14 protein-coding genes and 1 pseudogene are annotated in these 12,474 nt (G+C 73.5%); 8 read left to right on the forward strand and 7 right to left on the reverse strand.

The annotated features are described in order from the left end of the window. The first annotated feature begins 32 nt into the window (after positions 1-32). From ACIP5K_RS20165 to ACIP5K_RS20175, 3 genes are all read left to right on the forward strand, one after another. Positions 33-1,328, forward strand: a complete 1,296-nt coding sequence (locus ACIP5K_RS20165) for an alpha/beta fold hydrolase (RefSeq protein ID WP_401411265.1) — start codon at positions 33-35, stop codon at positions 1,326-1,328. 164 nt (positions 1,329-1,492) lie between these two features. Continuing rightward, a complete protein-coding gene (locus ACIP5K_RS20170) occupies positions 1,493-2,119 on the forward strand; it encodes a VanZ family protein (protein ID WP_401411267.1) in 627 nt (208 codons plus the stop codon). A gap of 244 nt (positions 2,120-2,363) precedes the next feature. Then, positions 2,364-2,714 (forward strand): beta/gamma crystallin domain-containing protein, encoded by a 351-nt coding sequence (locus tag ACIP5K_RS20175; protein WP_401411268.1) that lies wholly within the window; start codon positions 2,364-2,366, stop codon positions 2,712-2,714. A gap of 41 nt (positions 2,715-2,755) precedes the next feature. On the opposite strand, the gene ACIP5K_RS20180 is transcribed toward ACIP5K_RS20175, so the two are convergent. Next, on the reverse strand, positions 2,756-3,619 hold the full coding sequence (locus tag ACIP5K_RS20180; protein ID WP_401411269.1) for an alpha/beta fold hydrolase: 864 nt from the start codon (positions 3,617-3,619) through the stop codon (positions 2,756-2,758). Positions 3,620-3,673: 54 nt separating this feature from the next. After that, the gene (locus tag ACIP5K_RS20185; protein ID WP_401411271.1) at positions 3,674-4,519 is read right to left on the reverse strand and encodes an NAD(P)H-binding protein; all 846 of its coding nucleotides are present in this window, start codon (positions 4,517-4,519) and stop codon (positions 3,674-3,676) included. Positions 4,520-4,637: 118 nt separating this feature from the next. Between ACIP5K_RS20185 and ACIP5K_RS20190 the strand changes: the two genes are divergently transcribed. The 3 genes from ACIP5K_RS20190 to ACIP5K_RS20200 all read left to right on the forward strand — a co-directional run bounded on the left by ACIP5K_RS20190 (position 4,638) and on the right by ACIP5K_RS20200 (position 6,392). Next, positions 4,638-5,078 carry a MarR family winged helix-turn-helix transcriptional regulator gene (locus tag ACIP5K_RS20190; protein ID WP_401411272.1) on the forward strand — a complete coding sequence of 147 codons (441 nt, stop codon included), beginning with the start codon at positions 4,638-4,640 and terminating at the stop codon, positions 5,076-5,078. Positions 5,079-5,121: 43 nt separating this feature from the next. Further along, positions 5,122-5,517, forward strand: a complete 396-nt coding sequence (locus ACIP5K_RS20195) for a putative quinol monooxygenase (protein ID WP_401411274.1) — start codon at positions 5,122-5,124, stop codon at positions 5,515-5,517. 140 nt (positions 5,518-5,657) lie between these two features. Beyond that, positions 5,658-6,392: a D-Ala-D-Ala carboxypeptidase family metallohydrolase gene (locus ACIP5K_RS20200; protein ID WP_401411276.1), complete on the forward strand. Its 735-nt coding sequence runs from the start codon at positions 5,658-5,660 to the stop codon at positions 6,390-6,392. A 120-nt stretch (positions 6,393-6,512) separates the two neighbouring features. Here the strand turns inward: ACIP5K_RS20200 and ACIP5K_RS20205 are convergent, their stop codons facing one another. After that, a complete protein-coding gene (locus ACIP5K_RS20205) occupies positions 6,513-6,914 on the reverse strand; it encodes a hypothetical protein (protein ID WP_401411278.1) in 402 nt (133 codons plus the stop codon). Positions 6,915-7,139: 225 nt separating this feature from the next. Between ACIP5K_RS20205 and ACIP5K_RS20210 the strand changes: the two genes are divergently transcribed. Next, positions 7,140-8,606 carry an MFS transporter gene (locus ACIP5K_RS20210; RefSeq protein WP_401411280.1) on the forward strand — a complete coding sequence of 489 codons (1,467 nt, stop codon included), beginning with the start codon at positions 7,140-7,142 and terminating at the stop codon, positions 8,604-8,606. 93 nt (positions 8,607-8,699) lie between these two features. Here the strand turns inward: ACIP5K_RS20210 and ACIP5K_RS20215 are convergent, their stop codons facing one another. Together ACIP5K_RS20215 and ACIP5K_RS20220 are read right to left on the reverse strand one after the other, a co-directional pair. Then, the gene (locus ACIP5K_RS20215; RefSeq protein ID WP_401411282.1) at positions 8,700-9,530 is read right to left on the reverse strand and encodes an SDR family NAD(P)-dependent oxidoreductase; all 831 of its coding nucleotides are present in this window, start codon (positions 9,528-9,530) and stop codon (positions 8,700-8,702) included. Then, positions 9,527-10,336 (reverse strand): alpha/beta hydrolase, encoded by an 810-nt coding sequence (locus tag ACIP5K_RS20220; protein ID WP_401411284.1) that lies wholly within the window; start codon positions 10,334-10,336, stop codon positions 9,527-9,529. The genes ACIP5K_RS20215 and ACIP5K_RS20220 overlap by 4 nt, the downstream gene beginning before the upstream one ends. Positions 10,337-10,422: 86 nt before the next feature. Between ACIP5K_RS20220 and ACIP5K_RS20225 the strand changes: the two are divergent. After that, positions 10,423-10,839: pseudogene (locus ACIP5K_RS20225) on the forward strand (VOC family protein); the annotation flags it as partial. Positions 10,840-11,046: 207 nt separating this feature from the next. On the opposite strand, the gene ACIP5K_RS20230 reads toward ACIP5K_RS20225, so the two are convergent. Together ACIP5K_RS20230 and ACIP5K_RS20235 are read right to left on the reverse strand one after the other, a co-directional pair. Continuing rightward, positions 11,047-12,276 carry an NAD(P)/FAD-dependent oxidoreductase gene (locus tag ACIP5K_RS20230; RefSeq protein WP_401411286.1) on the reverse strand — a complete coding sequence of 410 codons (1,230 nt, stop codon included), beginning with the start codon at positions 12,274-12,276 and terminating at the stop codon, positions 11,047-11,049. Continuing rightward, entirely contained in the window at positions 12,273-12,467 is a 195-nt protein-coding gene (locus ACIP5K_RS20235; RefSeq protein ID WP_401411288.1) for a ferredoxin, read from the reverse strand. The genes ACIP5K_RS20230 and ACIP5K_RS20235 overlap by 4 nt, the downstream gene beginning before the upstream one ends. Positions 12,468-12,474: the final 7 nt, after the last annotated feature.

The following is a 12,474-nucleotide window of genomic DNA, read 5'->3' on the forward strand; positions in this document are numbered from 1 at the left end:
CGCCCCCCGACCGCCCGCCCAAGGAGCCGGACTTGACCGACGACCAGATCACGTACCGCCACAGCGGCCTCGTCTGCACCGACCACACCCTCGACGTCCCGCTCGACCACACCCGCCCCGACGGGCCGAGCCTCTCCGTCTTCGCCCGCGAAGTCGTCGCCGAGGGAATGGAGGGCCGCGAGCTGCCCCGGCTGCTCTGGCTCCAGGGTGGGCCGGGCGGGCGCGCGGAACGGCCCAATGCGGCGGGCGCCTGGCTGCGCCGCGCGCTGCGGGACTTCCGCGTCGTCCTCCTCGACCAGCGCGGCACCGGCCGCTCCACCCCCGCCGACCGCACCACGCTCGCCGCGCGGCCCGACGCGGCCGAGTACCTCACCCACTTCCGCGCCGACTCCCTCGTCCGCGACGCCGAGCGGCTCCGCCGCCACCTCCAGGGCGACCGCCCCTGGACGGTCCTCGGCCAGAGCTTCGGCGGCTTCACCGCCCTCACCTATCTCGGTCTCGCCCCGGAAGGACTCTCCCGGGTCCTGATCACGGGCGGTCTGCCTACCCTCACCGACCACGCCGACGACGTCTACCGCGCCGCGTACCGGCGCACCGCCGCCGCCAACACCCGCTACTTCGACCGCTATCCGGCCGACCGGGCGCCGGCCGAGCGGGTCGCCGCGCACCTCGCCGACCACGACGTGCGGATGCCGTCCGGCGAACGGCTGTCCGTACGCCGCTTCCAGTCGCTCGGCATCACCTTCGGCACGGCGTCCGGGTTCGACACCCTCCACTACCTCCTGGAGAGCGCGTTCGTGCCGGGCCCGCACGGCCCCGCGCTCGGCGACCCGTTCCTGCGCGGAGTCGACGCGGTGGTCTCCCTCGCGCCACGCCCCCTGTACGCGGTCCTGCACGAGGCGATCTACGCCCAGGGCGGCCGGGCCACGGCCTGGTCGGCGCACCGGATCCGGGAGGAGTTCCCCGCGTTCGACGCGGCCGCCGGGGGACCGCTGCACTTCACCGGCGAGATGATGTACCCCTGGATGTTCGACGAGGACCCCGCGCTCGTCCCGCTGCGGGCCACGGCCGACGCCCTCGCCCACCGCACGGACTGGCCCGCCCTGTACGACCTGGACCGCCTCGCCGACAACACGGTCCCCGCCGCCGCGGCCGTCTACCGCCACGACATGTTCGTCGACCACGACCAGTCCCTGATCACGGCGGGCCGCGTCCGCGACCTGCGCCCGTGGGTGTCACGGACCCACCTCCACGATGGCGTGAAGGCCGACCCCGCCGTCCTGGACCACCTCCTGACGCTCACCCAGGACCGTCGCGGCACCTCCTGATCCACGCCCTCACGGCGGTCCGGGACCGGCTGCGCGCACCGTCCCGCAGCAACCGGGACGGCGCGCGCGTAGAGGACGAACTCGGGGGCATCTGGGTGTCCATGGAGAGCGAGCCGAGGCTGAGACGGCACACATGGGGTTGGAGAACGGCGCGCGCCGTTGTCATGGCACTGGGATTCGTCTGCATGGTGGCGTTCGCCGTCGCGCTGGCCAGGGCGACACTCGTGCCCTCGCCGGCGTCGGTGTCGATGACCCACACCAATCTGCACCCGGGCAACTCGATCCGCCTTTACTTCGACCAGCCCGACTGGCGGGACACCGTGAAGCAGGTGGGCGGAAACATCGTGCTCGGGGTGCCGTTCGGCATCCTGCTGCCCGTCCTCTTCCCGCGCACCCGCGGTCTCGTCCGCGTCGTCCTGATGACGGCCCTGGTGATGCTCACGGTCGAGGTCGCGCAGGGGCTGCTGGTCACGGGCCGGGCGTTCGACATCGATGACGTCATCCTCAACTCGACGGGCGCCTTCCTCGGTTACCTCGTCCTGGGCCGCAGGCTCGGCCGGGCCCTGCACCCCCGCCGCACGCGCTGGTGGCACCCGCGCCGCGCGGACACCGCTGACACCGCGGACACCGCGGCCACCGAGGAACGGCCCACCGGGCGCTGGCGGAAGCGGCCCACCGCCGACACCGGCATCGAGCGGCGCCCGGCGCCCGACCCCGACCGGACCGTCACCTCCCGGCGCTCCCGATGGGGGGCCGCCCTGCCGGCGGCGCTACGGGCCAAACGCCCCTGAACATCCGCCCCACAGCCCTCCCGGGTGCCCGTCGTCCTGCGACGGCATCCGGGAGGGCTGTCCCACGTCTCACCCGGACGGACCAAAACCGGGCGACACCGGCGCGTGTGCGACGCCCGGCGACATCACTGCCAACAAGATCGTCCCAGGCCGGTCCCCCGGCTCGGCGAAGCGCCCTGTCCCGTTGCGGCGCCGCGTCCCCACGGCCGGACCCCACGTCCGGCCTCGCACGAGGGAGAACCCTGTGATCCTGAAGGGCAAGAAGGCCATCGGCGCGCTCGCGGCGGCGGTCGCCGTGGCCGCCACGCTCACCGTCGGTGTGCCGAGTCCCGCTTTCGCCATCGACCACGTCCAGTGCGTCGGCGGCGAGAACTTCCTGAAGATCTACTCGCACCTGAACGGCCGTGACAGCGTCGACTGCTACGCCAACGCCGGCCGGACCGACTTCGGCGGCTGGTGGGTCGACCGGATCGTCACCGGCAACAACGACCTCATCTACTACGACGCCAACGGCGACTCGGTGCGGATCGACCGCTGGCACGACATCAGCTTCCCCAACAACCCGCCCAGGGTCGCGTCCATCCAGATCCTCTGACGGCCTGACCCGGGGGTGAGGGACCGTTCCCCTGCGGCCCCTCACCCCGCTCCGGGCCGCACCCGGCCCGGAGCGTGTGTGAAGTCCCGTACGAGACGCGCGAGTCGGGCCGGCCGGTCCAGCGGGACGAGGGTGTAGCTGTCCGGGATCTCGTGCAGGGTCGCGTCGGGGAGCAGCTCGGCGAGCCGGCGTCCGTGCGCGGGCGGCATCACCCGGTCCTCGCTCGCCCACACGATCAGGGCGGGACGCCGGAAGGCGGGCAGCCGCTGCGCCGCACGGTGCAGCACGGCGGTGTCGGCCGCGGCCGCGCGCAGCGCCCGCACGGTGTCCCGGGCGATCCCGGGCACGCGCGTGACCGGCTCGATCCAGCGCGCGGTGGTCGCGTCGCCGCGCCGCGTCAGCCACCCGAACGCGAGCGGCAGCCGCCGCATGACCCGCAGTCTCATCTGCCGCATGAACAGGCCGAACAGGCGCGGCGGCAACGAGCCCGCGAGCACGAGCGTCCTCCCGGTGAGCCCCGGCGGGAAGTTGTCGAAGGCGTCGCAGGAGACCAGCACGACCCGCCCGGCCCGGTCGGCGCCGTCGGCCATCAGCAGCTGGACTAGGGCCCCGCCGGTGTCGTTGCCGACCAGGGTCACGTCCTGGAGGCCGAGCCGCTCCAGCAGCTCGGCGACCAGCCGCGCCACCCCGGGGAGGGACAGGTCGGCGTCGGCGCGCATCGGGTGCCGGTGGGCGCCCAGGGGGAGCGTGGGCACGACGCACCGGTGATCCGCCGACAGGTCGGCCTGAACCGCGTCCCAGAGCGACGCGTCCATCAGGAAACCGTGCAGGAGGACGACCACCGGCCCGGCGCCGCCGGAGTCGCGGTAGGCCAGGGTCCCGGCGGACAGTTCGATCTCCGGCATGAGTTCTCCTCGGGTGGGATGACGAGCCGTGCGCGAAGGGTGCGGGGGAGCGGGCTACCCCGCGAAAGCGGCGGCGTTCTCCACCGCCCAGGTCGCGAAGGAGCGCGCGGGGTGTCCCAGGAGCTGTTCCACGGTGCGGGTGGCGGGACCGGCCTCGACGGCGTGGTCGGCCAGGGAGCCCAGGAGCCGGTCGGGCACGTCCTCGGGCAGCCCCTGGGCCAGCATGGTCTGCCGCACCCGCGCGGGGGAGACGTCCTCGAAGCGCAGGGTGCGTCCCACGGCCGCGCCGATGAGCCGCACCTTGTCCCGCTGGTCGAGCGGATCGGGCCCGGTGAGCACGGGGGCGCGCCCCGCGAGCCCGTCCTCGGTCAGGGCGCGCACGGCCACCTCGGCGATGTCGCGCTCGTGAAGCGGCGAGGTGGTGGCGCCGGGGTGGGCGCCGCGCACCACGCCGCCGGCCCGGATCTGCGGCGCCCAGGCCAGGGCGTTCGCGTCGAAGTCGGCGCAGCGCAGGAACGTCCACGGCGTCCCCGAAAGGCGCACGGCCTCCTCGACCGCCTTGAACTCCTCGACGAAGCGCCGGTGTCCCGCCGGGTGGCGCACGGTCGCGGACGACAGCACCACGGCCCTTTCCGCCCCGCGGGCCGCCCCCAGCGCCAGCAGCTCGCCGGTGGCCCGGCCCGCGGCGCGCGGGCTCAGCAGCACGCCCCCGGTCCTTCGCGGCCAGTCGGTGAGCGTGTCCGGCCGGGAGGGGTCCCCGACGACCGGCCGCACGCCGTCGGGCAGCCGCGCCGCGGGATCGCGGGTCACCGCGGCGATCTCCGCCCCGCGCCGCAGCAGCAGGTCCATGACCTGGCGCCCCACGGTCCCCGTCGCCCCGATCAGTACGAACATGAGCATGCCCCCATCGAGCCATACTTGAAATGCCGTAATGTACGAGAACCGTAGCACAATATTTCGGAGGACGTACATTATGAGTTCCGTAGAAGGTGCGGGGGGTGCACGTCGGCGGCGGCGGGTGACGGCCGAAGTGGGCCAGGGGCTGCGTGAGTTGAGTGCCGAGCTGCTGCTGCTCAGGCGCCGGGTCGGGACCCGACTCGACCTCAAGGGCATGGACATGGACTGCCTCGACCTGATCAACGCCCACGGGCCGCTCAGCCCGACCGCCCTCGCCCGGCGCGCCGGACTGCACGCCGCGACCACCACCGGCATCCTCGACCGGCTCGAACGCGACGGCTGGATCGAGCGCCGCCGCGACCCGTCCGACCGCCGCTCGACCCTGGTCCACGCGCTGAAGGAGCGCAACGCCGAACTGCTCGGCCGCTTCGCCGGGATGAACTCGTCCGTGGAGCGGATCTGCGCCGACTACGACGAGTCCGAACTGGAGCTCCTCGCGGGCTTCCTGCGCCGCACCGCCGAGGCGGGACGCGACGCGGCGGAGGAACTGGCGGACGGGTGACCGGCGGGCGGCTAGGTGCCGGGCGCGGGGGCATGAGGGGGAGATGGACTCCGAGATCACGCGCCGCGAGGCGCTGCACATGAGCCGCGACCTCAGCTCCCTGCCCGAGCAGCCCGGACCGCTGCCGTACGCGCTGACCGTGGTCTTCGAGCTGCGCTCGGCGGAGGCGGCTGCGGCCTTCGACGCGCTCGTCGCCGAAGCCCTCGAAGACATCGCCGACGAGCCGGACACGCTGGTGTACACCGTGCACACCCCTGAGGGGCAGCCGCTGCTGCGCGTCTTCTACGAGCTCTACGCCGACGAGCGGGCCTTTCTGGCCCACGAGGGCCGGCCGCACGTGCGCCGCATGCTGGAGGAGCGTTCCCAGTACCTCGTGGGCGCGCCGCAGGTCCTGTTCATGCACCAGCACATGGGGAAGCTGCCGCGCGGACCCGTCTAGGGCCCGTCCGCCGACCGGCCGCACGGCGGCCGATGCGGTCGTCAACCCGCTTGCGGACAAGCCCTATTGACGCGCGTAGTGCGAGCCGGGCAGGGTCGGGGGAACCTTGATTCTTCCGCGCATTCCTCTCGGGAGGCACTGTGTTGAGACGACATCTTCGTACGCTTCTCTCGCTTGTCATGCTCGCGTCGCTTTCGCTGCTCGGTGCGGCGGCCACCACGGGCACCGCGCACGCCGACGACTGCTACACGTGGACCCGCACCCTGGGGCAGGGCGCCAGCGGCGAAGACGTGCGGCAGTTGCAGATCCGGGTCGCGGGCTACCCCGGATACGGCGCCGTTCTCGCGGTGGACGGCCAGTTCGGCCCGGGCACCAAGGCCGCCGTCACCCGCTTCCAGCAGGCCTACGGTCTGGCGGCCGACGGCATCGCCGGTACCCAGACCTACAGCAAGCTCTACGCCCTCCAGGACGGTGACTGCACCCCGGCGCACTTCACCTACGCGGAGATGAACCGCTGCAACGCCGACTGGTCAGGCGGCGCGGTCTCCGCGGCGGCCGCGAAGGCCAACGCGCTGCAACAGATGTGGAAACTGGAGGCGCTGCGGCACGCCCTCGGCGACCGCGCGCTGACGACCAGCAGCGGATTCCGCTCCCACGCCTGCAACAACGCGGTCGGCGGTGCGGCCAACAGCAACCATCTCTACGGCCGCGGCATCGACCTCGTCGGCTCCCCGTCGTACTGCGAGATCGTCAAGCAGGCCCGCAACCACGGCTTCAACGAGATCCTCGGCCCGGGCTATCCCGGCCACAGCACCCACGCGCACCTCGGAAGCCAGGGCTCCCGCTACTGGTCCGCGTCCTCCTGCGGCATCTGACACCCGCGGCGCACGACCGCGCGTGCAGGCGTCGTGACCCGCTCGGGTTCCCGGTCGATACCGGGAACCCGAACGGGCACCCCCCGACGGTCCTGGCGGACTCCGACCGGCGGCCGGTGACTAGCGGACGGTGACCTGCACCGTGTTGGAGACGGCCCCGCCGCCCACGATCCGGATCTTGTTGAGGCCCTTCAGGCCCAGCTTCACCCGCAGGTTGTAGGTGTGGCTGCGGGTGGTGTTCATGTGGATCGGAAGGCTGACCCACTTGTTCCTCTGCATCTGTTGCAGGGTGACGCGGGTGCCGGCCGCCATGCGCGTGGAGGAGCCCGACACGTGGAACTGCTGCCACGCCTTGATGGACTTCACCGACGCCTTGGCCGTCAGCGTCGGCTTCGGCGCCTGCTGCGCGACGGCGGCCGCGGCGGGCTGGGGGGCGGCGGCGTTGGCGGCGAGCGGCGCCGCGACCAGCGGCGCGGAGCAGATCAGGAGACCGGCGCCAACGGAGGCGATGCGTCGGGACACAGGGTTCACGGAGAGCCTTTCGACGGAGAACTGAACCGGAGGAGCAGACGACCGCAATATATGACAAACAGGACGCTGCGCCGTGGGGACATGCGGAACGGCGGCGCGCCGACTCCGCCCAACGGTCCACCGCCCCCGCCGTGCGGGGCACCGGGACCACACGCGCGCTCCGGCCGTCGGGTGAGTTCCCGCCGTCCGACCACGGCCGCGCTGTATACCTGGGGCATGTCGAATGTCCGGCTGGCCTCGCCCCAGGGCACATGGATCCTGCTCACCACGGTGCTCGGCTCCAGCATGGCGATGCTGGACTCCACCGTCGTCAACGTCGCGCTGCCCAGCATCGGCAGGGACCTGGGCGCCGAACTCGCGGGCCTCCAGTGGACGGTCAACGCGTACATGCTGACCCTGGCCGGTCTCATCCTCCTCGGCGGGTCGCTCGGCGACTCCTACGGCCGCCGCCGGGTCTTCGTGATCGGTGTCGTGTGGTTCGCCGCCGCGTCGCTGATGTGCGGCCTCGCCCCGAACGCCGAGGTGCTGATCGCCGCGCGCGCCCTGCAAGGCGTCGGCGGCGCGCTGTTGGGGCCCGGTTCGCTCGCCCTCATCCAGGCGTCCTTCCACCCCGACGACCGCAGCCGGGCCGTCGGCGTGTGGTCGGGTTTCGGCGGCATCGGCTCGGCCATCGGCCCGTTCCTCGGCGGCTACCTGGTCGGCGGTCCGGGCTGGCGCTGGGTGTTCTTCCTGAACATCCCGCTGGCCCTGCTGTGCGTCCCGGTCGCCCTGCGCCACGTACCCGAGTCCTCCGACGGGCGCCGCCACGAACGCTTCGACGTCCTCGGAGCGGTCCTGGGAGCCGTCGCCCTCGCCCTGATCACCTACGCGCTGATCGAGGCCCGGGACGGATCGTGGACGGTGGCACTGTGCGCGGCGGCCGGCGTGGCGGCGGGCGTCGCCTTCGTCTCCGTCGAGAAGCGCCGGGCCGATCCCATGCTGCCGCCGGACATCTTCACCTCACGCCAGTTCACGGCGGTCAATCTGGTCACCCTGTGCGTCTACGCGGCGTTCGGCGGCTTCTTCTTCCTCGCCGCGTTGCAGTTGCAGGTGGTGGCCGGATTCTCGCCGCTCGCGGCGGGCAGCGCACTGCTGCCGACGACGGCGCTCATGCTGCTGTTCTCGGCCCGCTCCGGCGCCCTCGCCGACCGGATCGGCCCGCGCGTCCCGCTGACCGTCGGACCGCTGCTGTGCGCGGCGGCGATGCTGCTGATGCTCCGGGTCGGGCAGGACACGGACTACCTGCGGGACGTGCTGCCCGCCGTGCTGGTCATGGGCACCGGCATGGTCGTCCTGGTCGCGCCGCTGACGGCCACCGTCCTCGGTTCGGTCGACGCCTCCCGGGCGGGACTGGCCAGCGGCATCAACAACGCGGCGGCGCGGGCGGCCGGTCTGGTCGCCGTGGCCGCGCTGCCGCTGCTGACCGGGATGGGCGCGGACGCCTACCGGTCGGCGGACGCCTTCGGTTCGGCGTTCCGGCGGGCCATGCCGATCTGCGCGGCGGTGCTCGGCGTCGGATCGGTGCTGGCCTTCACGCTCGTACGCCGTCCCGCACCCGGCTGCGCGCGCCCGGAGTGCCGGACGCACGGAGCCGTCACGACGCCCCCGCTGGAGGGCGAGCGGGAGCGCGGGCGCGTCTCCTGAGCCGGCCGGCGCGGAACCCCGCCCCGGCACCCGTGAGGGGACGGGTTCCGCGCGCTCGCGCCCGACGACCGGTCACCGGTGGGAGTCTGCCCGTCAGAGCGAGTCGACGAGCCCGCCGTCGATGACGAAGTCGGCCCCGGTGATGTTCGCCGCAGACGGACCGGCGAGGTGGAGGACGAGCGCGGCCACCTCGGACGGACGGGTGAAGCGCCCCGTCGGGGCCTGGGCCGCCGCGCCCCGGGCCACCTCGGCGGGATCGACACCCCGGGCCCGGCCCACGGTGTCGGCCACCCCGCCGTCACCCCGCCACAGCGCCGTCTCCACCGGACCGGGCCCGACCGTGTTCACCCGCACCCCGTGCGGCGCGACCTCCTTGGACAGGGCCTTGCAGAAGTTCGTCAGCGCCGCCTTGGCCGCGCAGTAGTCGATGACCAGCGGATCGGGCAGCCGGGCGTTGACCGAGGAGACGGTGACGACACGCCCCGCGCCGGAGGCGATCAGATGGGGCAGAGCGGCCCGGGTGGCCCGCACGGCGGCCATGAAGTTGATGGTGAACGTCCACTCCCACTCCTCGTCCGGCACACTCAGGAACCCGTCCGGGCGCGGACGCACCGCCCCGACGTTGTTCACGAGCACATCGACACCGCCATGGACCGCGACGGCCTCGGCGACCAGCGCGGCGGGCGCCTCGGGCCGCGCGAGATCGACCTCCACGACGGTGAGTCCGGCCCCCTCCTTCCACAGGCGCTCCAGGCCGTCGGTGCGCTCCCGGGTGCCCGCGACGACACGGAAACCGTCCGCGAGGAAGGCCTCGACGACCGCCAGCCCGATGCCGCGCCCGGCGCCGGTGACGACCGCGGTCCGTCCGGCCGGTGCCCCGGGCGCGCCGCTCGCTCCGGCGGCCGCGGACGTACGGTCGCTCATCGCGCGTCCCCCGTGCCGTGCTTGCGCAGCCAGTCCAGCACGGCCGCCGCGACCTCGTGCCAGCCGCTGTCGATCGTCAGGGAGTGCCCGCGGTCGGGGAAGCCGAGGAGGTCGGTGACGGCGTCGGAGTGCCGGTACTGCTTGAGCGTGGCGCGGGTGACGGTCTCGGGCACCGTGTGGTCCTTCCCGCCGGAGACGAGCAGCAGCGGCCCGCGGCCGCTGTTCTCCGTGGCGACCTTCGCCGCCGAACGGGGATTGAAGTTGGCGGAGGCGGCCTCGAACAGCGGCTTGCCCGGCGCGGGCACGGCCCAGCGCTCGTACAGCGCCGCCGACTCCCGCGCCGGGATCGCGTTGCCGAAGGCGAACCGGAACTGCTCCTCGGTCAAGGAGACGGACCGGTTCCGGTTGGCCGGGTTCTTGAACACCGGGAGCGTGGCCCTCAGGGCGGACAGCGGCAGCGGCAGGACCCCCTTGATCTGCGCCGCGTCGATCGCGACGGCGGCGGCCGCACGGTCCTGGCCGAGCAGCTTCTGCGCGATCATCCCGCCGAACGAGTGCCCGATCACGAGGGGCCGCGCGGGCAGCTCCGCGATCAGGCGCGCGTAGTGCTCCACGACGTCGTCGATGCCGTGACCGGCGACGCTCCGCGGGTTCTGACGGGCTTCCTCGACGGTGTCCGGGTCACCGGGCCAGCCGGGGGCGGACGGTGCGAAGCCCTCGTCGCGGAACAGGTCGATCCAGGGCTGCCAGGAGGAACCGTGCAGCCACAGTCCGTGGATGAAGACCACGGGTAGCGGAGCGGTCATGATCGATCCTCTCTCGTACGGGCGTCTGCGCCGCATGGCGTACGGGTGTCGTACAGATGCGCTGACCTGAGATGCACACAGCTGAGATGGACACAGAGGGTCTGGTTCAGGGCACGGGACGGGACGGCCGGCGGACGTCCGCGCCGCTCCGGAGGGACACCAGCAAAGCCCATGCGCGGCCCCGCGGGAAGACGGCCTGCGCCTGTCGGACCCACCCACAGCGGATGGTGGCGTTCTGGGCGGAGGCCCTGGCTACGTCGCCGCGCCACCACCGGGCGGACACCCCACGTGGCGGGCCTACTGGACGGCGATGGGCGTGCCCGCCGATGACCTGCCGCCCGGCGCGGCGGCCGTGCCGTGCCGTGCCGCTCGACGTCCGCGCCCGGCAGGTCGAGGACACGGCGGCCCGGCCGACCAGGGCCGGTGCCACGGTGCTGCGCGTCAAGGACGAGCCGGACAGGGACTTCTACGCGACGGCCATGCGGGATCCCGAGGGCAACGAATTCGACGTGGTCCGAGGCCGTGATCTGAAACCGTGGTCCGAGGACGTGGTCTGGGGGCGGTGCGACCCCGGGAGCCCCGAAGCGGCAGGGCGCTCCTTCGCGGCCCGGCCGTGTCCGGACCGGCTCCGGCGGCCGGCACGAAGTGGCCCGTCACCCCGCGGTGGGCTGTCTCCCGGGACCACGTCGAGGTCGAGCCCGACGCGTCGTTCAGCCGACCGCCTCCTTCAGCGGCTCCGCACCCTGGTCGCTCCCGGCGGCGATGGCGCCGCGCAGACGGCGCAGGGACGCGGGCGGCATGCCGACGGACAGCGCGCCGGTCAGCCGGCCGCCGGTGCGGTACGCGACGAGGAACCGGCCCGCCGCCATGTCGCCGTCGACGACGCGCACGGCGTCGTGCCCGCGCAGACACCCGTAGGCCTGGATCCTGACGTCGTACTGGTCGGACCAGAAGTAGGGGATCGGCGCGAAGGGCCGTGCCGCTCCGGGGCGCAGGAGGTTGCGGGCGGCGGCCACGGCCTGCTCGGCCGCGTTGGTCCGGTGCTCGACGCGCATGCTCGTCCCGAACAGGGGATGGTGCCAGCGCGCCACGTCACCGGCGGCGTACACCCCCGGAGCCGCCGCGCAGTACACGTCGCAGACCACGCCGTCGGACACCCGCAGTCCACTGCCGTCGAGCCACGACGTGTGGGGCTCGGAGCCGATCGCGACGAGCAGGTCGTCCGCGGGGACGGTCGTGCCGTCGGACAGGTCGACGCCGCTGAGCCGGCCGTGGCGGGTCGTGATCCCGCTGATCCCGGTGCCCGTCCGCAGGTCGACGCCGTGGCCGCGGTGCAGGTCCGCGACGTACGCGCCGACCTGATGGCCGACGGCGCGGGCGAGCGGGACCGGCGCGGGCTCCACCAGCGTCACGGCGGCGCCCAGCGCGCGGGCCGAGGATGCGACCTCCGTGCCCAGGAACCCGGCGCCCACGACCACCAACCGGCGCCCCGCGCCCAGCCGTTCGCGCAGTGCGACCGCGTCGTCCAGGGTCCGCAACGTGTGCACACCCGTCGTGGCCAGTGCGGACGCCGACGGCAGCGGCAGGCGGCGCGCCCCGACCCCGGTGGCGACGATCAGCCCGTCGAAGGGGATCTCGGTGCCGTCGGCGACCGTCACCGTGCGCCGGGAGACGGACAGTGCCGAGGCCGTGGTGCCGAGCCGGAGGTCCAGGTCCAGCGCGTCGAGCGCGTCCCGCGGGCGCAGGGCCGTCCGCTCGGCGGTCCAGGCGCCCGACAGGACCTGCTTGGACAGGGGCGGCCGGTCGTAGGGCGGGTGCGGTTCCCGCCCCACGAGCGTGAGCGGGCCGGTGAACCCCTCGCGGCGCAGGGTCTCGGCGGCCGAGAGGCCGGCCGCCGAGGCGCCGACGACCACGACCCGCCCGGGGAAGCCGGTCCTCACGCCCGGGCCACGCGGATCGCCGCCGCCGGACATACGGCCGCCGACTCCCTGACGTCGTCGTGGTGGGCGGGATCGGGGTGGTCGGTGAGCAGTTCGACGATGCCGTCGTCGTCCTGGTCGAACACGTCGGGCGCCAGCAGGACACACTGTCCGGAGGCGACACACCTGGGCTGATCGACTTCTACGCGCATGGGTTTC

This window comes from Streptomyces sp. NPDC088785, assembly GCF_044750685.1.
GTDB lineage: Bacteria > Actinomycetota > Actinomycetes > Streptomycetales > Streptomycetaceae > Streptomyces.

Bases quoted from the DNA above. Each gene is read 5' to 3' on its own strand.
- ACIP5K_RS20220 (WP_401411284.1), bottom strand. From the start codon at position 10,336: ATGACCGCTCCGCTACCCGTGGTCTTCATCCACGGACTGTGGCTGCAC.
- ACIP5K_RS20180 (WP_401411269.1), bottom strand. From the start codon at position 3,619: ATGCCGGAGATCGAACTGTCCGCCGGGACCCTGGCCTACCGCGACTCC.
- ACIP5K_RS20210 (WP_401411280.1), top strand. From the start codon at position 7,140: ATGTCGAATGTCCGGCTGGCCTCGCCCCAGGGCACATGGATCCTGCTC.
- ACIP5K_RS20215 (WP_401411282.1), bottom strand. From the start codon at position 9,530: ATGAGCGACCGTACGTCCGCGGCCGCCGGAGCGAGCGGCGCGCCCGGG.
- ACIP5K_RS20195 (WP_401411274.1), top strand. From the start codon at position 5,122: ATGGACTCCGAGATCACGCGCCGCGAGGCGCTGCACATGAGCCGCGAC.
- ACIP5K_RS20170 (WP_401411267.1), top strand. From the start codon at position 1,493: ATGGCACTGGGATTCGTCTGCATGGTGGCGTTCGCCGTCGCGCTGGCC.
- ACIP5K_RS20185 (WP_401411271.1), bottom strand. From the start codon at position 4,519: ATGCTCATGTTCGTACTGATCGGGGCGACGGGGACCGTGGGGCGCCAG.
- ACIP5K_RS20235 (WP_401411288.1), bottom strand. From the start codon at position 12,467: ATGCGCGTAGAAGTCGATCAGCCCAGGTGTGTCGCCTCCGGACAGTGT.